This is a genomic window from Vreelandella sp. 2A-K22 (assembly GCF_054065485.1).
Genome location: NZ_JBSUGC010000026.1, coordinates 1 through 24921, shown reverse-complemented (window position 1 = coordinate 24921; position 24921 = coordinate 1). Strand labels below are relative to the sequence as shown.

The window sequence follows — 24921 nt, the reverse complement described above, 5'->3', positions numbered from 1 at the left end:
TTTCCCACTGCCGTACGACGCTCGTACCACCTCGAATATCGAACAGAGTCGTCGCTTGTAAGGCTGATAGCTCCTCTTGCCTCATCTGTTGCAACACCGCTAATTTGAACTCAGCGCTGTAGTGGGTAAACTTTTTCTGCAAGCCACTTAGACCATGCTGTTCAAAGTGTTTAACCCAACGCCTGACGGTTGTAGGGCCAAGACCGTACTGTCTGGCCAGACTCTTGTAACCCTGCAGTCCTTCTGCGTAGCGTTGCACTACTAGTAACTTGAACGCTTCATTATGTTTCGTCATGAAAAACACCCCAATCGTTGGATGAGCGTCCAACTTTTGGGGTGCAGTTCATCGCGGTGCCGTTTTGCAATGCCGATTGCCGATTTAAAGCAATAAAAAGCTAGGTGATTATTTCAAGCGTTCAAACACCGTCGCTACACCTTGCCCCATACCAATACACATGGTTGCCAAGCCCAGGGTGGTATCGCGCTGCTGCATAACGTTCAACAGCGTGGTGCAGATACGCGAGCCCGAACAACCTAACGGGTGCCCTAACGCAATAGCGCCACCGTGCAAGTTAACTTTGTCATCTAGCGAATCCAAGAAGCCTAAATCTTTCAATACCGGAATCCCCTGAGCGGCGAAGGCTTCATTAAGCTCAACAGTTTGAATATCCGCCGCGGAAAGGCCAGCGATTTTCAACGCTTTCTTAGATGCAGGTACCGGGCCATAGCCCATGATCGACGCATCACAACCCGCGACGCCTGTAGAGAGCACCTTCGCAATAGGCTCTAAGCCCAGCGCTTGAGCTCGCTCGTAGCTCATCACTGCCATTGCCGAGGCACCCACGGAGAGCGCCGAGGAGGTACCCGCCGTGACCGTACCGTTGCGCGGGTCAAACACCGGCTTCAGATTCGCCATAGACTCCAGGCTAGCGTCACCGCGAATCACTTCATCACGCTGAACCATGACTCTAAAGCCGCGTTGATCGTGGCCTTCGACGCCGATAATTTCGTTATCGAAGTAGCCCTTCTCCATGGCCGCCTGGGCGCGCTGGTGAGAGCGTACGCCGAATTTATCCTGATCTTCCCGAGAAACGCCGTGCATTTTACCCAGCAGCTCCGCGGTTAGGCCCATCATCATCGCCGCTTTAGCAGCGTATTTGCTGGCGGCGGGGTTAACGTCAACGCCGTGAGCCATGGGTACGTGCTCCATGTGCTCAACGCCGCCAATGATAAAGAAGTCGCCCATACCCGCTTTGATATTGGCGGCGGCGATATGCAGCGCCGTCATTGAAGAGCCACACAAACGGTTAACGGTTTGCGCGGGCACCGAGCGCGGAATACCGGTCATAATCGCCGCATTACGAGCAATGTTCATCGACTGCTCGAGTGTCTGGTTCACACAGCCCCAGATCACATCATCCACTTCAGAAGGATCTAGATTAGGATTGCGGGTAAACAGCGCCTGCATAGCTGCAGCAGAGAGATTCTCTGCGCGAACATTACGAAAAGCACCATTTTTGGCTTTCGCCATGGCGGTACGAACACCGTCTACCACCACAATGTCTCTCGGATTCAAACTCATCTTATATCTCCTGTGCGTGGTGGTTAGGCCTGGGTGGCAGAGTTGTCACTGGAATAGAATTGCTCATTGTTCTGAGCCATCTGACGCAGCTTGTCGGTGGGCGCGTATAGCGGGCCCAACTCCTCAGCTAGCCCTTCCGCCAGCTTGACGAACTCTGCAACGCCCATGGCGTCGATGTAGCGCAGCGCACCACCACGGAAAGGCGGGAAGCCGATGCCATAGATCAACGCCATATCGGCTTCGGCTGGCGTGGCCACAATGCCATCTTCCAGGCAGCGCACGGTTTCCAAGCAGAGTGGTACCATCATGCGAGCGATAATATCCTCGTCGGAAAACTCTTTATGCTCTTTCACCACCTCTTTAACTAAAGCGTAAGCCGCTTCGTCGGTGACTTTCTTCGGCTTACCCTTCTTGTCCTCTTCGTAGGCGTAAAAACCCTTGTCGTTCTTCTGGCCTAAACGGTCGTTGTCGTACATGACCTGAATGGCGGTTTTACCGTCGCGAGCCATACGATCAGGGAAGCCTTCCGCCATTACTTCATTGGCGTGAACGGCGGTATCCAGGCCGACCACGTCCAGCAGGTAGGCCGGACCCATGGGCCAGCCGAACTTCTCCATCACCTTATCAACGTGCTGGAAGTCAGCACCCTGCTCAACCAGGAAGCTAAAGCCGCCAAAGTAGGGAAAAAGCACCCGGTTGACCAAGAAGCCTGGGCAGTCGTTAACCACAATCGGCGTTTTGCCCATTGCCCTGGCGTAGGCCACGGTGGCAGCAACGGCGGCATCCGAGGTCTTCTCACCACGGATGACTTCTACCAGCGGCATGCGGTGCACGGGGTTGAAGAAGTGCATGCCGCAGAAGTTTTCAGGCCGCTTTAGGTTTTGCGCCAAGCGGTTGATGGAAATCGTCGATGTGTTCGAGGTGAGAATGGTATTTTCGCTCACCATACCTTCCACTTCGGTAAGCACGGCGTCTTTGACTTTGGGATTTTCAACCACCGCTTCGACGACGAGATCGACGTTGCCAAAATCTCCGTAGGAGAGCGTCGGGCGAATATTAGTCAGCTTCTCCGCCATCTGCTCGGTGGTCAGCTTTTTGCGCTCCACCTGTTTGGCAAATAGCTTACGGGCTTCTTTCAGGCCCAGTTCAATGGCGTCATCCTTGATATCTTTCATCAGAATCGGCGTGCCTTTAGAGGCACTCTGATAAGCGATACCACCACCCATGATACCCGCACCCAGCACGGCCGTTTGCTTCACCGGCTGCGCCTGCTTCTCATACTTGCTGGCTTTTTTCTTGACCACTTGGTCGTTCAAGAACAGACCCACCAAGTTGAACGCCACGCTGCTGAGTGCCAGCTTGGCGAAGGCTTTGGCTTCAATCGCCTGGGCACGGCCACGCTCTTCGCCAGCGCCTTTCTGAATCACTTTGATCGCTTCTACCGGCGCCGGATAATGAGGCCCCGCTTTACCGGCGACATAGCCTTTCGCCGTTTCAAACGCCATCATCTGCTCAATCGGGTTGAGCTTCAGCGGGCTGGTCTTTTCAGCACGACGGGCCTGGTAATCCAGCTCACCGGCATTGGCACGGTCAAGAATATCCAGCGCGGCCTCTTCCAGCTGTTCGTCCGTCACCACCGCGTCGACGGCGCCCACTTTTAGCGCGGCATCGGCACGGTTTTCGGTACCACCGGCAATCCACTCGATGGCATTATCGGCGCCAATAATGCGCGGCAGGCGTACACAGCCGCCCCAACCGGGCAGAATGCCGAGCTTGGTTTCTGGCAGGCCGATCTTGGCTTTCTCGCCCATCACGCGAAAATCAGTGGTCAGCAATACTTCGCAGCCGCCACCCAGCGCCAGACCATTGATCGCTGTTACGGTAGGGAACGGCAGATCTTCAATAGCGTTAAAAATATCGTGAACCTTGAGATTCATCTCCTCAAGGTAGGCTTCGCCTTTATCAAATAGACTGTGAAACTCGGTGATATCGGCGCCCACGATAAACACATCTTTCCCGCTCGCAATAAGTAAACCTTTTAAGCTATTTTCAGCTTGAATGGCTTTTACTGCTTCGCTCAGCTCTGCGACCACCGCGCTGGAAAGCTTGTTGACGGACTCATCTTTCAGATCGAAAGTGAGCATTGCGATATCATTGCCACTCGGGGTGTCACGACGTGTCACCGTGATGGCGTTGCCTTGATAGATCATCCGCGCTCTCTCCACATTTTCGGGCTGGCTCTGAAAAGAGAACCCGCCACATTTCTCATACGGCTTCCACACGACTTTCATACGGTCGTTTGATTGCCTTAGCTTGGTTGAGTTGCCTGATAACGTCAAGCCCAGACTTTTGGCTAATTTACTCATTTAGTGAGACCAGCGCTCTCCGGCATCCGTTCATAGAGCGCCGTCTGAGTGAATGTAACCGATCCCGCCAGAAGCATGGATTTGCAGTAGATCAGCGTTAAGCCTGACAGCCTGTTAGAATCGCGCTTCCTTTTACTTTGCAGGTTATCTTGTTATGAGCGCACTGCTCACGCCTTCACGTATTGAAGCCATTCAGCAGCGAATTGAACGCATTGTCGAACGCCTCAAGCCCTGGAGCTGGCTTTGGCCACCAATGGCCTTTGCTGCCGGGCTAAGCAGCTTCTTTTTAGTTGATCGCCAGCAGTGGTTAGGCGCAGCGCTGGCGCTGGGATTACTGTTTGCCTGGACGCTACTGCTTTCGGAAGGCTTGATCAGCCGCTGGTTGTCGCGCCGGGGTCACCCCACGCCACCCCGGGGCGTAACCACTTTTATTGCCCAGATGATTCACCAGGAGACACTTTTCTTCACCCTGCCGTTTATCTTAGTCACCACGGTGTGGAATAGCGGGCAAACGCTGTTTGCGCTGCTGGTGGGCGGCATGGCAATACTGTCGATTATCGATCCGCTCTACTTCAAAGTCGCGGAGCGCTGGCGCAGTCTCTATTTCGTCTTTCATGCCCAGTGTGTCTTCCTGGTACTACTGGTCACACTCCCCATCATGGTGCACCTTACCACCGGCCAGAGCCTGCTACTGGCCCTGGGGATCACCATTTTGGTGGCCTTGCCAAGTTTTTGGCACTTGCTTAAGCAGCGCTCGCTCAAACGCTGGTGCGCTTTTTTTGTGTTGACGCTGCTACTCGCCTATGGAGCTTGGCTGGGACGTATATGGGTACCGCCTGCCAGTCTCTGGATGACCAGTAGCGCGCTCTCTCCTGGTTTTAATGTTGAGCAGCGCCTGCCTCAAGGCTCGATGGCGTTAACGCCACAAGCCATCAGCGAAAATGGCCTTTATGTTTACACCGCTATTCGGGCACCGCGGGGATTAAGTGAAACTATTACCCATGCCTGGCATCACAATGGTGTGCCAATGGATGTTGTGGAGCTTAATATCGACGGTGGACGCGAGCAGGGTTACCGCGCATGGAGCCACAAGCAAAACTTTCCCGAAGACCCTACTGGCGATTGGCGCATTGATATCATGACAGGTACGGGCCAGCGCTTGGGATTAATACGTTTTGAGGTCTCAGACGATGCTCAGCAAGCCACGCTGGCAGATGGAGAGATACGCGCCAGTGGTCTAAGTGGATTAAACTTACGGCGGTTTGTGCCGGGTAGCCCTAACGATGAAGAGGCGCGACCGGAAGATTGAAGGGTTAAGCGCCTTGCATTCAGCGGCGTAGCTTATGACAATTCGACTACTCACATTTATTGGCAGCTAGTTACCTATGGCTTCAACGATTGGATTTCGCATCGCACGCTTGCCCCACTTATGGCGCTCCATCTTGGATCGCCGCTTGGCGCCGCTGGGATTAACCCAAACACGCTGGGTGACGCTATATCACCTGTGGCGTCTTGGCGAAGGCCATCCGCAGTGCGATCTCGCCCGTGTGATTGGTGTTGAGGCGCCCTCTCTTGTGCGCACCCTGGGCCAGCTCGAAGAACAAGGCCTAGTTGAACGCCGAGCCTGCGACAACGACCGTCGCAGCAAGCGGATTTATCTTACCCCTGCCGCTATGCCGCTGCTGGAACAGATCGACAGCGTTGCGCAACAAGCGCGCAAAGAGATGTTCGCTGGCTTAAGCGAGGAGAACCTCGAACAACTCAACGAATGGTTGGCAGTGATCGAGGCAAACGGCTTGGCGATACAAGCACGGGATCAGGATAATCCGGCATCTTGATCGCTGACTGTGGATGACGCCTGCTCAGTGCCCTTTAACGGCTGGCTGAAAGGCTGGTCGGCACGGCCACGCAGCGCCTCCCGCAGTTGCTGAAATTCGGGTAGATAGGTCGCGAATCGCTCCGCGGTTTGCGACTCCCACCACCAAAGCGTCAATGCATAGGGCGTTGACTGCACCACCAAGGCATCTTGCGGCACGCGTTCAAGTAGTGTTTTTAACGCTGCGGTGGCGGCATCAGGTAAAGGCCGCAAGGGGGCAATCCGCCAGCGCCAGCCAGCATGAAATGGCGTTAAGGCTTCACTGGCATTGCTGTCTCTTACCAATAGAAAATCAGGGCCCGGCTCTTCCTGGGGATAGTGCCAGCGATAAGCTGGCATGGTGCCTCTAAAATGGTGTAGTGGCGGCTTTTCCAGCTTGATACTGACGCCCTGTTTGGCGATTTGAGTACGCAGTGCCTGCTGGCGTTTTTGACGCGGGCTAGGCTTTAGCCACATCACCGGCGCAATTACAAACAGCATAATAAACACGATAATCAACCATTCCATCTCTACATTTCCTCCCACATAAGCCACACTGTATAAACTAATCTAAAAACCATGACTCAGGTCGCTGTTTTGACCCAAGTCATTGTTAAAACGCTTGCTATTGTTAAAACAGGACACGCCATCTAAAGTAACGGTTATTGAACAAAGAGCCTCTTTGTTACCTACTGCCAAGGAGATACGCCATGAGCTATCACCACATTTTAGTTGCCGTTGACTTAACCAAAGACTCCCACAAGATTCTGGAACGTGCCGTTGCGATCGCTGAGCGCAACGACCAAGCCAAAATTTCCATTATGCATACCCTGGAACCGCTTGGGTTTGCCTACGGTGGCGATATCCCCATGGACTTGACCAGCATCCAGGATCAATTGGATGAACACGCCAAAAAACGCTTAGCCGAAATCGCCGCCCCGCATATTGCCGAGGCTGACCAACACGTTGTGGTGGGTATGCCCGACACCGAAATTCACCGTTTTGCTGAAGAGCACGATGTGGATCTAATCGTAGTGGGCTCCCATGGCCGCCACGGTTTTGCTCTACTGCTCGGCTCAACCTCTACCGGCGTATTGCACGGTGCCCAATGCGATGTGCTAGCCGTTCGCGTCGGTAAAAAAGGCGAAGAAAGCGACGAGTAACCTAAGGCACGATAACGTTTATAAAAAAGGCGCCCATACGGCGCCTTTTAACGTTTTCAAGCTACTCACCGGCAGCCATCGCTTCCAGTTCCATCCAGCGCTCCATGGCAACTTCTAACGCTTTCTGCACTTTTTCAAGCGTTTGCAGCTTAGCCGTAACGGCGTCGGCATCCTGCTGATAAAACGCGGGGTCACCGATTTCACTCTCCAGCGCCTCTACTTGCTCCTCAAGACGTTCGATTTCGGCGGGCAGTGCATCTAACTCGCGTTGCAAATTATACGAGAGCTTGACGCTTTTCTTGGCCGTTGCGGCAGGTGCTTCAGCCACTTTCTTGGGCGCTTCTGAGGTGGGTTCGGTACGCTGACGCGCCGCCCCTTCCCAAGGTGCTGGCGGCAGCTTGCCCCCCTGGCGAATCCAGTCGGTATAGCCCCCCACGTATTCACGTACAACGCCATCGCCTTCAAAGGCGAGCATGCTGGTCACCACGTTGTCCATAAAGGTTCGGTCGTGGGAGACCAGTAGCAGCGTGCCATCGAAATCGAGCAGCAGCTCTTCGAGCAGCTCTAGGGTTTCCATGTCGAGGTCGTTGGTCGGCTCATCGAGCACTAACACGTTAGCTGGCTGAGTGAACAACTTGGCCAGCAGCAGGCGGTTGGACTCGCCACCGGAGAGCGCTTTCACCGGCTGGCGCACCCGCTCGGGGGTGAAAAGAAAGTCCTGTAGATAGCTCATCACATGGCGATCTTTACCGCCCACACTGACACGATCACTGCCTTGGGCAACGTTGTCGTAAACGGTTTTTTCCAGTTCAAGCCCGGCGCGCAGTTGGTCGAAATAAGCCACTTTCAGATTGGTGCCCATCTGCACCTTGCCTTCAGTGGGTTCCAACTCGCCCAGCAGGATTTTCAGCAGGGTTGTCTTGCCCGCACCGTTGCGCCCCAGGAAGCCAATACGGTCACCGCGCAGTACCTCAAGATTGATATCGCGCAGTACCACCTCATCGCCAAACCGTTGGGTGACACCTTGCAGCTCCACAACGCGCTTGCCGGTACGCTCACCACGATCCACCGTCAGGTTGGCATTACCCTGGCGCTCGCGGCGCTGACTCCGCTCGTTGCGCATCGCTTCCAGCGCTCGAACCCGGCCTTCGTTGCGGGTACGCCGTGCTTTAACGCCCTGACGAATCCAGGCTTCTTCCTGGGCAAGCTTTTTATCGAACTCGGCGTTCTCCCGCGCCTCGACTTCCAGCTCGTGCTGCTTGCGAGCCTGATACTCTTCGTACTTGCCGGGGTAGCGCCCTAGCTGGCCACGGTCTAACTCCAGAATATTGGTGGCCAGCTTGGAAAGAAACGCCCTATCGTGAGTAATCAGCAGTACCGCGCCGTTAAACGCCAGCAGTTGCTCTTCCAACCAGGCAATGGTGTCTAAGTCCAAGTGGTTGGTAGGCTCATCAAGCAACAGTAGATCAGGCTCGGCGACCAAGGCACGCGCCAGCGCCACCCGGCGGCGCCAGCCACCGGAGAGCGAGCTCATCTCAGCCGCGGGGGGCAGGCCTAAGCGGGTCAGCACGGTGTCGATACGCTGGTGGAACGACCAGCCATCAATGGCTTCCAGGCGCGTTTGTAGGGTCGCCATGCGATCCATATCGGGGTCGGGATCATTGATCAGATGATCGTACTCGGAGAGTAGCTCCCCGGCTTCTGGCAGGCCTTGGGCGACCATGTCGAAAATGGTCAAGCCAGATGACTCGGGTAACTCCTGAGCCAGCACACCGATCTTGAGGCCAGGTGCCCGCCAAATTGAGCCATCATCGGGCAGGATATCCCCCGCTACCAGCTTCAGCAGAGTGGATTTGCCGGTGCCGTTGCGCCCGACCAGCGCCAGCCGCTCGCCTTTTTCAACCGTCAGGTCGGCGCGATTGAGTAGTACATGGGTGCCGTAGGCGAGTTGCAGCTGTTCGAGTCGTAACAGGGTCACGCGGTGTCCTCCTAAATCGTGAGGCGCACAGTGTAACGCATGAGCGGCCCAGGAGGGGGAACCATATAGAGGGGAATCGTAGAGCGGAAATCACCAGCGTGATACCGTTTTGCTAGCAACTACAATATCTCAACCAAAAAACGACTTTTAAAGGCGGGCTGACAGTGACGGTGACCGTCTCGATGCATTTTGTAAATGAGCTGTTTAAAGGCTTACCCAACAGCTCAACATCGCCCACACGCTACCTGGAACGGGCGGGCATTTCGCCCTTTTTACTTTCGGCCCCCCATGGCCGCGTCACGGTTGAGCAGTTTGCCGAACTGTATCGTGGGTTGGTGAACGAACTGGACGACGAAACGCCCGGCTTTTTTTCCCGCCCGCTGCGGGGTGGCACCCTGAAGCTGCTGTGTTTAAGCATGCTGGATGCGCCCAATTTGCAGGTAGCACTGCACCGCTATACGCAGTTTTTCCGTATTCTTCTCGACGACTTTGGCTATGCATTTACGCTCGAAGGGGATCTTGCCCGTATGGCCCTGGTGGAACATGCCCCCTTGACGGGCAGCCGCACTCTGATTCATGAGCTGATGCTCAAGCTGTTTCACGGCATCGCGTCGTGGATGATAGCGCGTAAAATACCACCCATTTTAATGGAGTGCGCTTACCCCCAGCCGCCGCACAGCGCTGATTATCTCTACTTTTATCCTGGTACAGTACGCTTTGGGCAGCCGCAAACCGCGATCTATATAGATCGCGGTTTTCTTGATCATCCTATCCGCCAGACCAAGAGACACCTGGGCGCTTTTTTAAAGCGCGCCCCCGCAGACTGGTTCTATGTGTCGTTTGCAGATCGCCTGCTCACCCACCGGGTGCGCGAACACCTCTCACGCCATTTGTTGACGGCAGGCACAGTGCATAGCGCCGCCGATGCATTGCATATGTCGGCACGCACGCTGGCGCGGCATCTCAAAAGGGAGGGCACTCACTTTCAAGCGGTCAAGGATGAGTACCGCCGCGATGTCGCGATTCAGGCACTCACCTGTAGTGAGAAGCCCCTGGTTAGCATCGCGGAGGCGTTGAGCTTTGAGGATCTAGCCTGCTTTAGTCGTGCCTTTAAAACCTGGACAGGCAATTCGCCCGCCGCGTATCGCAAAGCACGCACGGCGGGCAATGTTCGCTGATCTACTAGGGAACAGCCTAAATTTCGGTGCGAATACGTTTCTTATCCAGCTTGCCCACGCTGGTTTTGGGTATCTCATCGACGAAGCGAATCATGCTGGGAATCCCCCAGCGGTTGAGTTTTCCCTGGGCGACAAACTGCTCTAAAAACGCCTGCACGGCTTCAGTGGTGGGCGGGTTGTTCAGGTCGGCGGGGACAGCTAACGCCGCTGGCCGCTCTCCCCATTTATCGTCCGTCACCCCGATCACCGCCACTTCGGCAATGCCTGGACACTGGCTGATATAGCTCTCCAGTTCTAACGACGAGAGCCACTCGCCGCCGGTTTTAATCACATCCTTGATGCGGTCGCTAATGGTCAGAAAGCCCCGCTCATCAAGCGAGCCCACATCCCCGGTATGCAGCCAGCCGTTGCGCCATAGCTCCTCACTGCGTTTCTCCTCTTTATAGTAGGCCTGGGTCAGCCAGGGTGCTTGAACGCGCACTTCACCTACGCTTTTACCATCATTGGGTAGCGGCTCGCCGTCCGCATCGACCACTTGAAGTTTAACCAATGGTATCGGCAGGCCCGCTTTACAGCGCCAGGGTAGCTGGGTCTCAAAATCAGCGTCGCCGATATCCTGCGGCAGAATATCGGCGGTGAGTAGCGGACAGGTTTCCGACATGCCATAAGCACTACGGGTATCAATCCCCAACGCCCATGCTTTGCTTGCTAGCGACTCGGTTAACGCACTGCCGCCGACCAATACTTTCCAACCGGCGAGGTCGACCTGTTTTGAGGTAATCGCCTCGGCGCTGACCACCATGTTGAGCAGGGTCGGTACGCAGTGGGAGAAGTCGACCTTCTCGCTGACCAGCAGCTTGACCAGCATTTCCGGCTCGTAGCGGCCAGGGTAGACCTGGGTAGCCCCCATCAGCGTGGCGGTATATGGCACACCCCAGGCGTGAACGTGAAACATGGGGGTAATAGGCATATAGACCTTGTCGCGGTTGAGCAGCTCAAAACCGGGCGCCTGGAAAGCGCTAGACTCGTTCAAGGTATGCAGCACCAACTGGCGGTGGGTAAAGAAAACCCCTTTGGGGTTACCCGTGGTACCGGTGGTGTAGAACAGTGTGGCGACGGCGTTTTCATCAAAGGTGGGAAAATCGTAGTGAGTAGGCTGTTGGCTTAATAACGATTCAAACTCGCCCACCAGCGGCAGAGTGGTATCGACTGTTTGCGGGGTCTCCTGACATAGCAGGTAACCACGTACTTGGGGTAGCTTATCGGCCAGCGGCTCAAGCAGTGGCACAAACTCTTCGTGCACGATGACGAAAACGTCTTCGGCGTGATCCATGGTATAGAGGATTTGCTCCGGAGCCAGGCGCACATTCACCGTGTGGAGTACCGCGCCGATCATCGGAATGGCGAAGAAGCACTCCAGGTAGCGATGGCTATCCCAATCCAGCACCGCCACCACGTCACCGGCTTGCACGCCCTGTGATGTCAGCGTATGGGCCAGTTGATGCACCCGCTCACGAAAACGCTCGTAGCTATGGCGGCTCTGATCCCGGTAGACAATCTGATTGTCGCCCGCCATTCGCACGCCTGCCTCCAGCAGGTCGCCAATCATCAAGGCAGGATTTGTCGCAGAGGTCGCGGCGGGTAAAATTTTCGGGGTAACTGAAGGCATAAACACTCCTATAACTTTTTTCTTATAACACTGTTCTTGTAGCAATCGATTCGGATCAGCCGCGCTCGATAAGAAGGGCGATGCCCTGCCCTCCACCAATACATAGCGTTATCAATCCGTAGCGGCCATTAATGCGCTCCAACTCGTGTAGCGCTTTGAGAATCAGAATAGCCCCCGTGGCCCCCACCGGGTGCCCCAAGGCAACCGCGCCGCCGTTGGGGTTTAGCTTCGCTAACGGGAACCCGAGCGTTTCCGCCACCGCCATGGCCTGGGCAGCAAAGGCTTCGTTGGACTCAATCACATCAATATCATTAATGCTTAGCCCCGCCTGTTGGAGGCAGCGTTGCACCGCAGGAATCGGACCAAGGCCCATTAGCGTTGGCTCAACGCCTGCTGTTGTGGCAACACGAAGATGTGCCCTAGGCGCTAAGCCCCGCTGTGAGGCTTCATCGGCATGGGCCAGCACTAACGTGGCTGCACCATCGTTGATACCCGAGGCATTGCCTGCGGTCACCATGCCATCTTTTTGGAAGGCGGGCTTGAGCCGCGCCAAATCGCTAAGTTGGACGACATCGCGCACGTGTTCATCGCGGGAGAAAAGTACCGTTTGCTTACCGCGACTGACCTCCACTGCTACGATTTGATCGTCAAAGCGGCCTTCCGCGATGGCACGCGCCGCTTTTTGATGGCTCTCAAGGGCAAACTGATCCAACTGCTCACGGCTTAGGCCATACTGTTTAGCGATGTTCTCGGCAGTGCAGCCCATATGGCCGCTGCCAAAGGGGTCGCTCAAAATGCCTAGGGTTAAATCCTCAACGTTCACATCCCCCATACGCACGCCGTTGCGCGCTTGAGGAGGCAGCAGATAAGCCCCGCGCGACATCGACTCAGCGCCACCTGCCAGCGCTAAGCGGCTGTCGCCCATAGCAATCTGCTGGGCGGCTGAGACCACCGCCTGTACACCTGAACCACACAGTCGGTTGACGTTGAAGGCCCCCGCTTCTTTCGGCACGCCTGCTTCCAGTGCAATATGACGCGCCAGATAGGCATCCTGGGGGCCGGTGGTAATAATGTGGCCGTATACCGAGTGATCGATATCTCCGCCCTCAACGCCAGCACGGCGCAACGCCTCTTTGGCGGTTATCGCCCCCAACTCAAACGGCGCCTTGGTTGAGAGCGACCCGCCAAAACTCCCGATCGCGGTTCGTGCACCGCCTAAAATCACTACATCATCCAACCGCATGGCTCTCTCCTGTGTTCAAACTCACCGTCTTGCTACGCCACTTTGCCCAGCAGCGAGCGGGCGACAACTTCTTTCATGATCTCTGAGCTGCCGGCATAGATCGTTTGTACTCGGGCATCCAGATAAAAGCGTGAAATGGGATATTCGTGGGTATAGCCGTAACCGCCAAATAGCTGCAGGCAGCGATCCACCGCTTGACACTGCAGCTCGCTGAGCTGCAGTTTTAAAATCGCTGCATCCGTGCTGCTCATGGTGCCCTGGCGGTACTTTTCGACGCAGTGCTCAAAGTAGGCACGGGCCACATCCTGCTGGGCTTTTATCTCCGCCAAGGTAAAGCGGGTATTTTGAAAATCCGCCACCCGCTGTCCAAACGCTTGGCGCTGCTGTACGTACTCCAACGTCAGCGCCAGCGCTCCCTCCACGGCGCCCAGCGCCTGTGCACCAACGCCCAGGCGTTCACGGGGCAGCTCCTGCATTAGGTAGCGGAACCCGGCGCCCTCCTCTCCCAACAGCGCATCATGGGGCAACTGCATTTGATCAAAGGCAAGCTCGGCGGTATCGCTGGCGTGCTGGCCGATCTTTTTAATCGGTTTCCCCCGCGAAAAGCCGGGTAAGCGGGTGTCGACCAAAAAAAGTGACACGCCCTTTGACCCGGCGGAAGGGTCGGTTTTGGCACACACGATCACCAGGTCGGCAAACTGGCCATTGGTGATAAAGATTTTGCTACCGCTTAACTCCCAGCCATCGTTAGTGCGCTTCGCCCTAGTTCTCATTGACGCAAGATCACTACCCGCATGGGGTTCGGTCATGGCAATGGCCCCAAGCGCATCGCCACGGGCCATGGCAGGTAGCCAACGCTCACATTGAGCCGCTGTCCCCAGATTCTGTAGGTAGGGCATAACGATATTGGCGTGGATATTATAGGCACTGGCAAGGCCACCAAACCCCTGGCGGGAGAGCTCTTCCAGCGTCAGCTGGGTGATGGCGATATCGGCTCCTGAACCACCGTGCTGTTCGTCAAGGTCAATGCCGAGCAGCCCCGCAGCGCCCAATGAATGCCATAGTGAACGGGGTATTTCACCCGCTGCCTCCCACTCATCGTAGTACGGGGCAACCTCCTGGCTTAGGCAGCGTTTGATCATGGCGTGAAACAGGTCGGTCGTTTGCTCGTCCATGCTCACCCCTTGAGGTCTTGACGTAGATGGCGCTTGAGAATTTTGCCTGCGGTACTCTTGGGTAGCGCATCGGCAAAGAGGATGCGCTTAGGTACTTTATAAGGCGCCATCAACGTTTTTGCATGATGGATCAGTTCCTCCTCGCTTGCCTCTTGACCCTCTTTCAGTACCACCACTGCCGTAATGGCTTCGATCCACTTCTCATCCGGCTGGCCGATCACCGCCACTTCGGATACCGCCGGGTGCTTGAATAGCCCCTCCTCTACTTCACGGCTAGCCACCAGCACGCCGCCGGTATTGATCACATCCTTGATACGGTCAACAACGTATAAATAGCCCGCTTCATCGAAGTAGCCCACGTCCCCGGAGTGGAACCAACCACCCTGGAAGGCTTCTTCAGTCATCGCCGGTTTATCCCAGTACCCGTTCATAAGCTGAGGTGAGCGGTGGACGATTTCGCCATGCTCGCCGGGTGGGACGTCATTCATATCGAGATCGACGATACGGGTTTCCACCGTCAGAATCGGCCGCCCAGCGGACGCTGGGCGCTCGGCGTGCTCTTCAGGGCGCAGCACGGTCGCCAAGGGAGCAATTTCGCTCTGTCCATAACAGTTATAGAGCCTTACGCCCGGTATACGCTGCTGGAGCTCCTCCAGTACCGGCACCGGCATAATCGAGGCACCGTAATAGGCTTTGTGGAGGGCGCCAAGGTCAAAGCGATCAAATTCAGCGTGGCGCAGTAGGCTGATCCAGACCGTGGGCGGGGCAAAAAATGACGCGATCTGGTGATTAGCTATGGCGCTTAAGCACAGCTCGGGAAGCGGCGCCTCTAGCAAATAGACAGGCGCACCGAGCAACAGCGCTGGCATCAGAAAGACGTGCATTTGTGCTGAGTGGTAAAGCGGCAGCGCGGCGAGCATGGCGTCGCTGCCTTTGATATCCAGTTCAACCATGCAGGCCATATATTCGGCCATCAGTGCCTGATGGGTCATCATCGCGGCCTTCGGCGCGGCGGTGGTGCCCGAGGTATAGAGCAACTGAGCAAGGCTGGCACCGTCGACCGTCACATTGGGCTCTTCACTATTGGATCCTGACGTAGCATGAGCGAGTACATCAAAGCTTGCTGCATCCTGCCTCTGATCCGCGTGCAGGGTTCCCATCAGGGCTAGATCCAAGCCTTCGGTCGCGACACTCACTTTGTCGGCGAGGCTGATATCGCTGAGCAAACCCGTTGTCCCAGACTGGTCAAGGATATAGCGCAGTTCATCGCTGCTTAAAGCAAAATTGATCGGCACATGTACCAAACCCGCTTTAGCAGCGGCTAGCCAGGCGATGACATAGGCATCGGAGTTTTTGCCATATACCGCCAGCCGGTCACCTGGCGAAAGCCCTGCTGCCAGCAAGCCATTGGCTACGCGGTTGGCTGCCTGGTTGAGCGCTTGATAGAGCCATTGGCGCTCGCCAAATACCAGCGCCAGCTGGTGTGAGTATTTTCGAGCGCTGCGGTTTAAAGCAGCCCCGATACTGTTTTGCTGAATAACCGACGTTTCCGGCATGCCAAATCCTCTGAGTTGTTATTAGCAGAGACTTAAGGAGCCTCTGATTAACGTAATGAGCGAAGGCCAGACAAGGCAAAAATCAACGAAAAAGCGGAGTTTACGGATTGTAAATGAGCATTTTGAGACGATTTTTAACGCCGTATAGCCGAGCGCAATAGTTAATCAGAGGTTTCTTAACTGTTTACCAACGGGCAGACACTCTCTGAAAGCGGACGGAAGGCCTCTTCTGCAGGGATGGTGCGAATAACATGAAAGAGATCATCCTCATCTTGCGACTCTTCAGGTGTTTTCACTTCTACTAAATACATATCGTGAACCATGCGGCCATCCTCACGGATGTAGCCACCGGTGGCGAAAATGTCGTTGATGGGGGTATCGGCCATTTGCTGACGAACGGTTTGCGTATCATCAGTACCGGTGGCTTCAATCGCTTCAAGGTAGTGGCGAGTACTGGAGTAGAGACCCGCATGTACCATGGTGGGCATGCTGCCGGTACGCTCACGGAAGCGCTCCGCCCATGCGCGGGTTTCATCGTTTAAATCGTAGTACCATGCTTTGGTGAACTGCAGCCCCTGAGCGTTCTCCAAGCCAATGCTGCGTATATCGGTACTAAACAGCACCATTCCCGCCAGAATCTGCCCTGCCTGGGTAATGCCGAACTCACCTGCTGTCTGCACCGCGTTGATCGTATCGCCACCCGCGTTATTCAGCGCGATGACATCAGCGCCAGAGGCTTGCGCCTGAAGCATAAAGGAGGAGAAGTCACTACTGGGGAAAGGGTGGCGAGCGCTGCCTACGATAGTGCCGCCATTTTCAGTCACTACGCGCGTGACGTCGGCCTCCAGTGCGTGACCAAAAGAGTAGTCAGCGCTTAACAGATACCAATTTTTGTGGCCCTCATCAGTAATCGCCTTTGCCGTACCGTTGGACATCGCCCAGGTGTCATAAACCCAGTGAATATGATTGGGAGAACAGTGCTCGTTGGTAATGCTTGAAGAGACAGCGCCATTGACCAGCCCAAGTTTATCCGCCTCTTCCAGCAGGCTCACCGCCGCCAGAGTGACAGAAGATGCCACCAGCCCGGTGACCATATCGACGTTGCGCTCATCGATCCACTCACGCACGATGCTTGAGCCTACATCCGGGCTATTACGATCATCGGCGCTAAACACCACAATATTGGCCCCATTGACGCTGCCGCCTATATCTTCAATCGCCATATTGATAGCATCTTCGCCCAACGGACCAATGGGGTCGCGGTAAACGCCGGACATATCGGCTAAATAGCCAATACGGATTTCGTTATCGGAAATGCCTTCAGCAGCGACGGTAGTTGGCACATAGCAGGCCACCAGAATGGTAGCGGCGAGAGTGGAAGTAGCAAAGCGGTAAGATGCACGATGAGATGAACGATAAGATTGTTGCATAATTATGTGACTCTCTTTTGTTGTTATTAAAGGGTGTTATTGAATCAATCGTAGTGACGTAGCACGTAATAGCTTGCGTTCATCTTAGGCGGTAATAAGCCCTAGCTGTTTACCTATCGAGCCAGATTTTTTGCAATTCGTGCCATTCCCTTGCGCTCACCTTCTTCAATACACCATTAGTCGATGCTCGCGCATGCCGTTACAATGAATGGTGCCTTTGTATAATTGAACGGGAGAGACCTTTGGCCACTGCTGATGCCGATGACTTTTTACCCGAAGCACTACAGTTTCGGCCTAGCGCTCCTTTGGTGGATATCGGCGCTAACTTGACCCATGAAAGCTTCGAGCGTGATCTTGAGGCGGTTATCCAGCGCGCCCAGGCGGCGCAGGTAACGACCATGATCGTTACTGGCACCGACCTTGCCCACGCCAAGCAAGCGGTTGCCCTGGCCAAGCAGTATCCTGGCCTCTACGCCACGGCGGGAGTGCACCCCCATGATGCCAGTCGCTGGGATAAGAACCTTGAACATGCCATGGCGGCCCTGCATGCCATGCCGGAAGTGGTCGCCGTAGGCGAGTGTGGTTTGGATTTTAATCGCAACTTTTCGACGCCCAAGGAGCAGGAGCGTGCCCTTGAAGCGCAGCTGGCTCTCGCAGTAGAAAGCGGTTTGCCGCTGTTTTTACATGAACGAGATGCTGGCCAGCGTATGCGCGAAATCCTGCATGCGTGGCGAGACGACATCAGCCACGCGGTGGTGCACTGTTTTACCGCTGACCGCGATACGCTGTTTGGTTATCTCGACCTAGACTTACATATAGGGTTGACGGGTTGGATTTGCGACGAGCGGCGCGGTCATCACCTGCGCCCATTGGTAAGCGATATACCCTTAGAGCGCTTGATGGTAGAAACCGACTGCCCTTATCTGTTACCCCGTAACCTACCGGCGAAATTAAAGGGTCGCCGACACGAACCGGCGTTGCTACCGTGGATTGTCCGCGAGATCGCCCAGTGGCATGGTATTAGCGAAACAGAGCTAGGTGCGGCAACCACACAGACCGCCCAGCGTTTTTTCCGTCTTCCCACGGAATCTTAAAAGGAGTATTAGCGTGGCCGATTATCCAGGGTTTATAGCCATTGAAACAGGCGAAGACGATGGGCTCCCGCTAGCCATTGCCTGGTCGCTCCCCGATGGCCGGGTGAAGCAAACATTGATTCAGCCGGACGATAGCTGGATCAAAGAGGATACCAATGCCATGGGCGCTTACAGCATGGAAGAGCTGGAGAGCTTAGGGGTTAGTCCGCTTGAGGTAATTCGCGAGCTTGAGAACGACCACTTCTCCGCCACGCTGTATACCAGCGACAATGGCGACGACGAAGCGGCACTAGCGCGCCTTTTTGACACCTACGGGCTTGATCCTTTTGTTGAGCTAGCCCCAGCGTCGGTGCTCTACCCTTCACTTACCCCAGGCGAATGGCACCGCCAACGGCGCGAAACGTTCAGCGAGCTGGGTTTAGAGCCGATGCGCCCAGAGCATGAGCTGGAAGTGATGCTATCGATGCATCAGCGCCTGACCGAAGAGGATTAAGCCGGCAGCGCTTTATCCATTTTATCCAACGTGGCATGCGCCTGTGCCACGGCTTCCGCTAGCGTCGCCTGGTCAGAGTAGAAGCGTTTAAGCGCCACCTGGAAGGCGTTTGCGCGGGCTGGAAAGCCCTCCTTCAAGTAGCGCTGGGCGCGGGCCTCCACTCGCGCTGCAAATGCCTCTATATCTACCTCTATATCGCCGCCTAGATTGTCCACGCTGACATGAAACACGCGACCACAGGCACGGGTGAAGATAGACTCCAACGCCTGTGGCGCAATCTCAGCCTGCTCAAACGCTTTTTGCTGTTCAGCATCGCGCCCATCAGGGCAGTACCAGTAGCCGTAATCCTCTTGTTGGCGCCGCTGTGCTCCCGCAATACACCAATGGCTGATTTCGTGCAGCGCACTGGCATAGTAACCCCGCGCAAAGATAACCTGATGATAAGGGGTTTCACTGTTAGCGGGCCGATAGAGAGGCTCATCCCCGCCCCGAATCAACCGGGTTTGATACCGCTCAGCAAAAATCCCGTCAAAAAGCGCGGTAATATCCTCGAGCGTCCATCGCTCCTGCCTGTCACTCACATTGACCTCGTTTGATACTGGTTTTGGGGCATTATACCCACACGATTAATACAAGCTAACGGCTAACCCCAAAAGTGAGTCGCTCCTGCTAATATAGCGGCCTTTCACAGCAACTTTTCCCCTTCAGGAGCCAACAAGTGGGCGGCTTTACTCAGCAAATTAAATCGGTTTACTGGCCAGAAACACGAATGTTAATGCACTTGGCACTGCCTATTTGCGGTGCTCAGTTGGCTCAGGCAGGGATGAGTGTCGTCGACGTTATGATGACCGGTCGGCATGACGCCACCTCACTTGCCGCTGTATCGGTGGGCTCGAGCCTGTGGATGCCACTCATGCTATTTATGACGGGCACTTTAATGGGGCTTACCCCAATTGTGGCGCATTTGCTGGGTGGGAAGCGCAATGAGGCTATTCGTCCAGCCGTTCATCAGGCGCTTTGGGTCGCGCTGCTACTAGGCGCTATCGCGGCTGTGCTGCTTTGGTCGGCTATCATGCCGATATTTGAATTAATGAGTGTGCCCCCAGCGGTCGCCAGCCAGTCTGCCGCCTATCTGTCAGCCGTCGCCTTTGGCATGCCGGGGATCGCTCTATTTCAGGCGCTTAGAGCGTTTTCAGATGGTATGAATCATACCCGTCCGGCGCTATGGATCAGCTTGGTCGGTTTAAGCGTGAACATTCCTGCCAACTACCTCTTGATCTACGGCGGTGATGGTTTGGTTGATTTATTTGGCGCCTGGGTTCCCACTAGTCTGCAACAGTTACCTGCCTTGGGCGCTTTTGGCTGCGGCATTGCGACGGCGCTCTCCATGTGGACGATGGCACTCGCGATGGCCTACTACACGCGCAGGGGAAGTACTTATAAAAGCGTTGCGATTTGGCAAAAACTGACACCGCCCCAGTGGCTAGGTATACGTGAATTAGTGGTGGTGGGCGTTCCCATTGGCGTAGCCATTTTTGTTGAAGTGACTCTGTTCACACTCATTGCGCTCTTCATTGCCAGCTTTGGTGAAGTCACGGTGGGAGCTCACCAAATAGCGCTAAGTTTCACCTCCATTCTGTTTATGCTGCCCCTGTCGCTGAGTATGGCACTGACCGTACGAGTGGGTAATACGCTGGGTCAGCAGCGCTTAGCACTAGCCCGTAAAGTCGCTTGGAATGGAATTGTCATCAGCGTCATCATTGCCGCTATTAACAGCCTCGTACTGTGGGTTAGCGCCGAGCCGGTAATCGCACTTTACACCTCCAATAGTGAGATACAGGCGCTAGCGCTCTCGATCATTGCTTTAGCCGTCATTTTTCAGCTCTCAGACTCGTTGCAGGTCAATTTAGCGGGTGCTTTACGCGGCTATAAAGATACCCGCATTGTGATGGTGATTACGGTGCTCTCCTACTGGATTGTAGGCTTGGGTGGCGGCCACTGGCTGGGCTCCTATGGAGTGGGCGAGGTCGCCCCGCTAGGGGTTCATGGCTACTGGATTGGGTTGATTGCGGGCTTGAGCACCGCAGCACTGCTACTTGGCTGGCGTTTACAGCGTATTAGCATTCGGGAGTAAACATGGCTCGATGGAGAAACTTTTCTCTAGCTATCATCCTAAGCGCCCTCCTGTCTGGCTGTGGGGACAACCCCGCTGAGCAGCAGTGGCAGCGTTATCATCAGCAACTCGCCAATGACCTTGCACTATCAAACATTCAAAGAGCTGACCCGGGTAATATTGGCGACTTCCCTGAGCGCCCCGATCGAATTATAGATATCCCCGAAACCCGGGACAGCCTGTTGAATGTATACGCGCTACGCGAATGCCAAATCACGTCGCTAGTCGCTGCACGTAACAATCAACTGGGGCGTGTAGCACCGCCTAGCCAACAGTGGCTATATGAGCGCACTCTATGGCAGCGGCTAAGCACCTGCTTAAATAGCGAAGTTCCCGAGCAGTTAAGCGATGAAGATAGAACGCGCCTAAACCGATTAACCACGACTAAAACGACACAGTTACCCGCGGTAAGCTGGAACGCTATTTTTGATTCCAGCGAGTGGGTTAAAAGCTTCTCACGAGCAAGCCAGCCTTTATCTAACATCGATGAAACTACTATTGCTGGCCAGCTTGAAGCGATCGATTACTTGCAGCAAATGACGGATCACCAGTTTGACCTCGACTGGCAGCAGGACTCTTCAACCCTTGAAAACCATTTGAAAACCCTGCAAGAGCGGCCATTGACCGCTGAGGTGTTGCGCGCCCTGCTACTCGCCACTCAACGCTTAACAGAAGCGAATGCATTGTTAGCTCGGCAGAGTGATACCACACGTTGCTTAAGCCGTTGGGAATCGCCGTCGCTTGAGCGCTTGGAGAACGCTGCCCAGCAATGGCTAACAGCGATCAATCGCTTAATTGACGCACAGCAGGTAGGCAAGCCAATAGCGATTCAACGCTACCAGGAACGCTGGCTTTCGCTGGATAATGCCCAAGCGCCCTGGGGCCAGTTTCAGCAAGCGCTCTCTGAGCATCAAGCGCTGCGAGCTCGCTTTCCAACTTGTTCAGATAATTAAAAAGCGCAGAACCCTTAACCTTATGAGCAAGTTGTGCTATTTGTGGATATGAGAGGCAAATGAATCAGCTTTGCCAATCTGATGACCACGCAGCATAAGGAGGGACACAATGGGCGCATCCTTGTCACCCCGCTCTGCCCAGGTCATCGACCTGGAAACTGTGCGCCAGCGTCAGCAGGCGCAAAAGTGCCTTGTCCGTTTAGCCCCTGAGCTAGATGGCTTAGAGATGGTGTACCAGCTCGCTGCGAGTCCCGACGCCTACTATGGCTTACCTATTTTGGCCTGGGGGTTAAGAGAGGACGGTAGCGTCATCGGTTTGGTGCCGTGGATGGAAAGCCTGGCAGCCTGCCATGATCTGAACAGCCAGGAAAATGGCTACTTCGTAGGTTATCGCGATCCTGAAACGGAAGAAATTTTTGATACGCCACCGGATCACAAATACCACGAGCTAGTTGCGGCGGCTGAATACTTTGATTATGAGGCTTCTGGCGAAGTCACCCTTATTCAGCAAATCCCCGACACTCTGGGCACCCACGCGCTGTGCATGAATCACCCCGATTCACCCTGGCATATGAAGCCCGTTTACGGTTGGCGTCTCTACAGCGACGGTAGCCTTGACGCGCTCCTTGCCGACGAGAACAAAGCGGCGATGACACCGATTTTGTTAGGGGATGAATGCCTGTACAGCGCTCACGCCCGCCATCAGACCGTTTACTTTTTCCAGCGTCATATCGCCAACCGTATCCTGGAAGAAGATCCAGCGACGCTTGATGCGCTAGCCATGATGGTTGTGGCCAGTGATTAATCGAGTGCCTTAATGTCGCTTTGTGAGCGAGGCCAACATCAACGATTTTGATTTGAGCCTCGCATGGCTTTTCGGGCTATTTCGAAGGGCTATTTCGAAGGGCTATCTCAAAGGTCTATCTCAAAAGGTTATGCTAAACGAATAAAGTAGAGGTAGTTGCTCTCAGAGACGGTGTGCTGCTCTAGCAGCTCGTGCCCTAAAAACTGACAAAACTTGGGCACATCTCGCGTGGTGGCTGGATCTGTGGCAATCACTTTGAGCACTTGGCCTGGGGTCATGTCGCGCACTTTGTTATGCATCAGCATAATCGGCTCTGGGCAGTAGAGTCCTGTGGTGTCCAATACCGCATCAACGTTGGGTAACGTACCCGTATTATCAGCCATCAATATCCTCGATGTAGGAAACAGAAAGTATGATTAAAGTTATCATCGAACGGCGAATTATGCCCGGTCTTGAAGAAGAATTTGAGCAAGCAGCGCGAGAGGCAATGCGCGTTTCTCTAGGCGTAAGGGGCTTTATCAGTGGTGAAACATTGGTAGAACTGGGTCATACCGATCGCCGACTGATGATTACCAAATGGCGTGACCTCCGCGCTTGGAAGGAGTGGCACTCAAGCGAAGCGCGGGCAATGGCTATGCAGCGTATTTTACCGCTGTTAACCGAAGATGAAACTATCCGGATTTACGAGCCAAGCTATTAAACATGGGTTTCACTAGCATTAATCCCTAAGCCTTACATGCACCGTTACCTCTTCCCTATCGTGATAGAGGTGACGGCATGATACGTTGGCATGCACACCCGCTTTTTCCAGCGACTCTTCCAACGCCGTTAGACAACGAGTTACCTCATCCCAGCGCTTTTTCATGGGCAACTTGAGGTTAAAGATCGCCTCTTTGCACCATTTACGAATCAGCCACCGCTCCACCATGGCTAGCACTCTCACTGGTTTATCAACAATGTCGCAGACCAGCCAGTCTAAGCGCTGTGGTGGCTCCCAGGTAAAGCCATCCTCTTTGAGATGATCAATCTGCCCAGTCTTCATCAACTGTGATTCCATCGGGCCATTATCGATGGCATACACGTACATGCCGCGCTGAACCAACTGCCACGTCCAACCTCCTGGAGCGGCCCCTAAGTCAGCTGCCTGCATATGCGGTGCTAGCCGCACATCCCATTCATCCCTAGGAATAAACTCGTGCCACGCCTCTTCCAACTTCAGCGTTGAGCGGCTGGGCGCACGGGAGGGGAAGCGCAGCCGCCGAATACCATTAATCAAATCACTACGATTGCCTGGGAAGCTCATCGCCAACTGCACTTGATCACCGTCAGTCCAGAAAATATGTAAACGTCGTGCGCCCGCGCTGCGCCTTAACGCACCACGTTTTTTCAACATACTTTCCAGCGGCTTGGTAAGCGCCTTAATCAGCCCGGCCAGTGCTTTGCCATCGTTGGTATCCGGCGTTTCATGCCAAATCTCTTCAAAGCTCCAACGGCTGGCTTTGACCTGTTCCAAGATAGCGGTAAGACGGTCGTCACGTGAAAGAGTGAGCGCAGGTAAAGCCGCTAAGCTCTGGCGCGCGAAAATCAGCTTTTTAAACGCTGCCTGGCGGTGTAAATCATTTACCGCTTCACCATCAACACGCGTTAAGCTTACCCACCCCTCACCATAAGATGACTCACAGGCGATGCCCTGTAATGCTGCGTGATGCTGTAGCTCTGCCAACGCATCACTCTCAAACCCAGGACGGCAGTAAACTAACCATGACGTAGGTACCGTTTCACTCACCACTTCACCTCGATTCCGCCCATCACAAACGGTGATGGCTGGCTAATTAATTGGGGCGCATCATAGCATTTATCTAGCTGAGGCGTGAGGCGTGAGGCGTGAGGCGTGAGGCGTGAGGCGTGAGGCGTGAGGCGTGAGGCGTGAGGCGTGAGGCGTGAGGCGTGAGGCGTGAGGCGTGAGGCGTGAGGCGGAACAGGATATTCGGGAGATAGCCATTCACCAACGTTTCCTACTCACGATTCACGACTTACCCTTTACTGCCCACCATTTACCCCTCACAACCTCCCCCACACGCAAAAAAAATCCCCCAAGGCATCAGCCCTGGGGGATTTTTCATAATAAGTGCCTGACGATGACCTACTCTCGCATGGGGAGACCCCACACTACCATCGGCGCTAAGCGGTTTCACTTCTGAGTTCGGC

At 54.8% G+C, this 24921-nt stretch carries 23 protein-coding genes and 1 rRNA gene; 10 read left to right on the top strand and 14 right to left on the bottom strand.

The window, feature by feature from the left end:
• From ACW17M_RS23485 to fadB, 3 genes are all read right to left on the bottom strand, one after another.
• On the bottom strand, positions 1 to 295 hold a 295-nt coding region (locus ACW17M_RS23485), incomplete at its 3' end, for a helix-turn-helix domain-containing protein (protein ID WP_457548187.1).
• A 108-nt stretch (positions 296 to 403) separates the two neighbouring features.
• Positions 404 to 1582, bottom strand: coding sequence for an acetyl-CoA C-acyltransferase FadA (fadA, locus tag ACW17M_RS23480; protein WP_233975574.1), 1179 nt, complete (start codon positions 1580 to 1582; stop codon positions 404 to 406).
• A 23-nt stretch (positions 1583 to 1605) separates the two neighbouring features.
• Positions 1606 to 3792: a fatty acid oxidation complex subunit alpha FadB gene (gene fadB / locus ACW17M_RS23475; RefSeq protein WP_027958889.1), complete on the bottom strand. Its 2187-nt coding sequence runs from the start codon at positions 3790 to 3792 to the stop codon at positions 1606 to 1608.
• A 310-nt stretch (positions 3793 to 4102) separates the two neighbouring features.
• Between fadB and ACW17M_RS23470 the strand changes: the two genes are divergently transcribed.
• Positions 4103 to 5257 (top strand): DUF5924 family protein, encoded by a 1155-nt coding sequence (locus ACW17M_RS23470; protein ID WP_009288643.1) that lies wholly within the window; start codon positions 4103 to 4105, stop codon positions 5255 to 5257.
• A gap of 76 nt (positions 5258 to 5333) precedes the next feature.
• On the top strand, positions 5334 to 5786 hold the full coding sequence (gene slyA, locus ACW17M_RS23465) for a transcriptional regulator SlyA (protein WP_027958888.1): 453 nt from the start codon (positions 5334 to 5336) through the stop codon (positions 5784 to 5786).
• Here the strand turns inward: slyA and ACW17M_RS23460 are convergent.
• A complete protein-coding gene (locus tag ACW17M_RS23460) occupies positions 5765 to 6331 on the bottom strand; it encodes a hypothetical protein (RefSeq protein ID WP_041159542.1) in 567 nt (188 codons plus the stop codon). The genes slyA and ACW17M_RS23460 overlap by 22 nt on opposite strands.
• Positions 6332 to 6513: 182 nt before the next feature.
• Here ACW17M_RS23460 and ACW17M_RS23455 point away from each other — a divergent pair, with 182 nt between their 5' ends.
• A complete protein-coding gene (locus tag ACW17M_RS23455; RefSeq protein ID WP_022522962.1) occupies positions 6514 to 6966 on the top strand; it encodes a universal stress protein in 453 nt (150 codons plus the stop codon).
• A gap of 61 nt (positions 6967 to 7027) precedes the next feature.
• On the opposite strand, the gene ACW17M_RS23450 is transcribed toward ACW17M_RS23455, so the two are convergent.
• On the bottom strand, positions 7028 to 8944 hold the full coding sequence (locus ACW17M_RS23450) for an ATP-binding cassette domain-containing protein (RefSeq protein ID WP_041159543.1): 1917 nt from the start codon (positions 8942 to 8944) through the stop codon (positions 7028 to 7030).
• A gap of 182 nt (positions 8945 to 9126) precedes the next feature.
• Here ACW17M_RS23450 and ACW17M_RS23445 point away from each other — a divergent pair, with 182 nt between their 5' ends.
• The gene (locus ACW17M_RS23445; protein WP_202606404.1) at positions 9127 to 10122 is read left to right on the top strand and encodes an AraC family transcriptional regulator; all 996 of its coding nucleotides are present in this window, start codon (positions 9127 to 9129) and stop codon (positions 10120 to 10122) included.
• Between the two features lie 16 nt (positions 10123 to 10138).
• Here ACW17M_RS23445 and ACW17M_RS23440 read toward each other — a convergent pair whose 3' ends face one another.
• The 5 genes from ACW17M_RS23440 to ACW17M_RS23420 form a co-directional block, all read right to left on the bottom strand.
• Complete coding sequence (locus tag ACW17M_RS23440) at positions 10139 to 11791, bottom strand: fatty acid--CoA ligase (protein ID WP_138801664.1); 1653 nt, start codon at positions 11789 to 11791, stop codon at positions 10139 to 10141.
• Positions 11792 to 11846: 55 nt separating this feature from the next.
• Positions 11847 to 13034 (bottom strand): beta-ketothiolase BktB, encoded by a 1188-nt coding sequence (gene bktB, locus ACW17M_RS23435; protein ID WP_457548186.1) that lies wholly within the window; start codon positions 13032 to 13034, stop codon positions 11847 to 11849.
• A 32-nt stretch (positions 13035 to 13066) separates the two neighbouring features.
• Positions 13067 to 14209 (bottom strand): acyl-CoA dehydrogenase family protein, encoded by a 1143-nt coding sequence (locus ACW17M_RS23430; RefSeq protein ID WP_457548185.1) that lies wholly within the window; start codon positions 14207 to 14209, stop codon positions 13067 to 13069.
• Positions 14210 to 14211: 2 nt separating this feature from the next.
• Positions 14212 to 15765, bottom strand: a complete 1554-nt coding sequence (locus tag ACW17M_RS23425) for a fatty acyl-CoA synthetase (RefSeq protein WP_457548184.1) — start codon at positions 15763 to 15765, stop codon at positions 14212 to 14214.
• Between the two features lie 176 nt (positions 15766 to 15941).
• Positions 15942 to 17195, bottom strand: a complete 1254-nt coding sequence (locus ACW17M_RS23420; protein ID WP_457548183.1) for an ABC transporter substrate-binding protein — start codon at positions 17193 to 17195, stop codon at positions 15942 to 15944.
• A 242-nt stretch (positions 17196 to 17437) separates the two neighbouring features.
• Between ACW17M_RS23420 and ACW17M_RS23415 the strand changes: the two genes are divergently transcribed.
• Both ACW17M_RS23415 and ACW17M_RS23410 read left to right on the top strand, forming a co-directional pair.
• Positions 17438 to 18289, top strand: a complete 852-nt coding sequence (locus ACW17M_RS23415; protein WP_022522954.1) for a TatD family hydrolase — start codon at positions 17438 to 17440, stop codon at positions 18287 to 18289.
• Positions 18290 to 18302: 13 nt separating this feature from the next.
• Positions 18303 to 18782, top strand: a complete 480-nt coding sequence (locus tag ACW17M_RS23410; protein WP_022522953.1) for a hypothetical protein — start codon at positions 18303 to 18305, stop codon at positions 18780 to 18782.
• Here the strand turns inward: ACW17M_RS23410 and ACW17M_RS23405 are convergent.
• Entirely contained in the window at positions 18779 to 19363 is a 585-nt protein-coding gene (locus tag ACW17M_RS23405) for an elongation factor P hydroxylase (RefSeq protein WP_027958879.1), read from the bottom strand. The genes ACW17M_RS23410 and ACW17M_RS23405 overlap by 4 nt on opposite strands.
• A 137-nt stretch (positions 19364 to 19500) precedes the next feature.
• Here ACW17M_RS23405 and ACW17M_RS23400 point away from each other — a divergent pair, with 137 nt between their 5' ends.
• From ACW17M_RS23400 to ACW17M_RS23390, 3 genes are all read left to right on the top strand, one after another.
• A complete protein-coding gene (locus ACW17M_RS23400) occupies positions 19501 to 20916 on the top strand; it encodes an MATE family efflux transporter (protein WP_041159550.1) in 1416 nt (471 codons plus the stop codon).
• A gap of 2 nt (positions 20917 to 20918) precedes the next feature.
• Positions 20919 to 21908, top strand: coding sequence for a DUF3080 family protein (locus ACW17M_RS23395; RefSeq protein WP_138801658.1), 990 nt, complete (start codon positions 20919 to 20921; stop codon positions 21906 to 21908).
• 109 nt (positions 21909 to 22017) lie between these two features.
• Positions 22018 to 22713 carry a hypothetical protein gene (locus ACW17M_RS23390; protein WP_009288633.1) on the top strand — a complete coding sequence of 232 codons (696 nt, stop codon included), beginning with the start codon at positions 22018 to 22020 and terminating at the stop codon, positions 22711 to 22713.
• 128 nt (positions 22714 to 22841) lie between these two features.
• Here the strand turns inward: ACW17M_RS23390 and tusA are convergent, their stop codons facing one another.
• The gene (gene tusA, locus ACW17M_RS23385; RefSeq protein WP_022522949.1) at positions 22842 to 23096 is read right to left on the bottom strand and encodes a sulfurtransferase TusA; all 255 of its coding nucleotides are present in this window, start codon (positions 23094 to 23096) and stop codon (positions 22842 to 22844) included.
• Between the two features lie 29 nt (positions 23097 to 23125).
• Between tusA and ACW17M_RS23380 the strand changes: the two genes are divergently transcribed.
• Positions 23126 to 23413 (top strand): antibiotic biosynthesis monooxygenase family protein, encoded by a 288-nt coding sequence (locus ACW17M_RS23380; protein WP_022522948.1) that lies wholly within the window; start codon positions 23126 to 23128, stop codon positions 23411 to 23413.
• A gap of 18 nt (positions 23414 to 23431) precedes the next feature.
• Here ACW17M_RS23380 and rlmM read toward each other — a convergent pair whose 3' ends face one another.
• Positions 23432 to 24502, bottom strand: a complete 1071-nt coding sequence (rlmM, locus tag ACW17M_RS23375; RefSeq protein ID WP_457548182.1) for a 23S rRNA (cytidine(2498)-2'-O)-methyltransferase RlmM — start codon at positions 24500 to 24502, stop codon at positions 23432 to 23434.
• 341 nt (positions 24503 to 24843) lie between these two features.
• Positions 24844 to 24921 (bottom strand): 5S ribosomal RNA (rrf, locus tag ACW17M_RS23370); the annotation flags it as partial.

Excerpts from the sequence above, each read along its gene's own strand:
- slyA (WP_027958888.1), top strand. The coding sequence starts at position 5,334 with ATGGCTTCAACGATTGGATTTCGCATCGCACGCTTGCCCCACTTATGG.
- fadA (WP_233975574.1), bottom strand. The coding sequence starts at position 1,582 with ATGAGTTTGAATCCGAGAGACATTGTGGTGGTAGACGGTGTTCGTACC.
- ACW17M_RS23390 (WP_009288633.1), top strand. The coding sequence starts at position 22,018 with ATGGGCGCATCCTTGTCACCCCGCTCTGCCCAGGTCATCGACCTGGAA.
- ACW17M_RS23440 (WP_138801664.1), bottom strand. The coding sequence starts at position 11,791 with ATGCCTTCAGTTACCCCGAAAATTTTACCCGCCGCGACCTCTGCGACA.
- ACW17M_RS23420 (WP_457548183.1), bottom strand. The coding sequence starts at position 17,195 with ATGCAACAATCTTATCGTTCATCTCATCGTGCATCTTACCGCTTTGCT.
- ACW17M_RS23445 (WP_202606404.1), top strand. The coding sequence starts at position 9,127 with ATGCATTTTGTAAATGAGCTGTTTAAAGGCTTACCCAACAGCTCAACA.
- fadB (WP_027958889.1), bottom strand. The coding sequence starts at position 3,792 with ATGATCTATCAAGGCAACGCCATCACGGTGACACGTCGTGACACCCCG.
- ACW17M_RS23455 (WP_022522962.1), top strand. The coding sequence starts at position 6,514 with ATGAGCTATCACCACATTTTAGTTGCCGTTGACTTAACCAAAGACTCC.
- ACW17M_RS23380 (WP_022522948.1), top strand. The coding sequence starts at position 23,126 with ATGATTAAAGTTATCATCGAACGGCGAATTATGCCCGGTCTTGAAGAA.
- ACW17M_RS23430 (WP_457548185.1), bottom strand. The coding sequence starts at position 14,209 with ATGGACGAGCAAACGACCGACCTGTTTCACGCCATGATCAAACGCTGC.
- tusA (WP_022522949.1), bottom strand. The coding sequence starts at position 23,096 with ATGGCTGATAATACGGGTACGTTACCCAACGTTGATGCGGTATTGGAC.
- ACW17M_RS23395 (WP_138801658.1), top strand. The coding sequence starts at position 20,919 with ATGGCTCGATGGAGAAACTTTTCTCTAGCTATCATCCTAAGCGCCCTC.
- ACW17M_RS23425 (WP_457548184.1), bottom strand. The coding sequence starts at position 15,765 with ATGCCGGAAACGTCGGTTATTCAGCAAAACAGTATCGGGGCTGCTTTA.
- ACW17M_RS23460 (WP_041159542.1), bottom strand. The coding sequence starts at position 6,331 with ATGGAATGGTTGATTATCGTGTTTATTATGCTGTTTGTAATTGCGCCG.
- bktB (WP_457548186.1), bottom strand. The coding sequence starts at position 13,034 with ATGCGGTTGGATGATGTAGTGATTTTAGGCGGTGCACGAACCGCGATC.
- ACW17M_RS23470 (WP_009288643.1), top strand. The coding sequence starts at position 4,103 with ATGAGCGCACTGCTCACGCCTTCACGTATTGAAGCCATTCAGCAGCGA.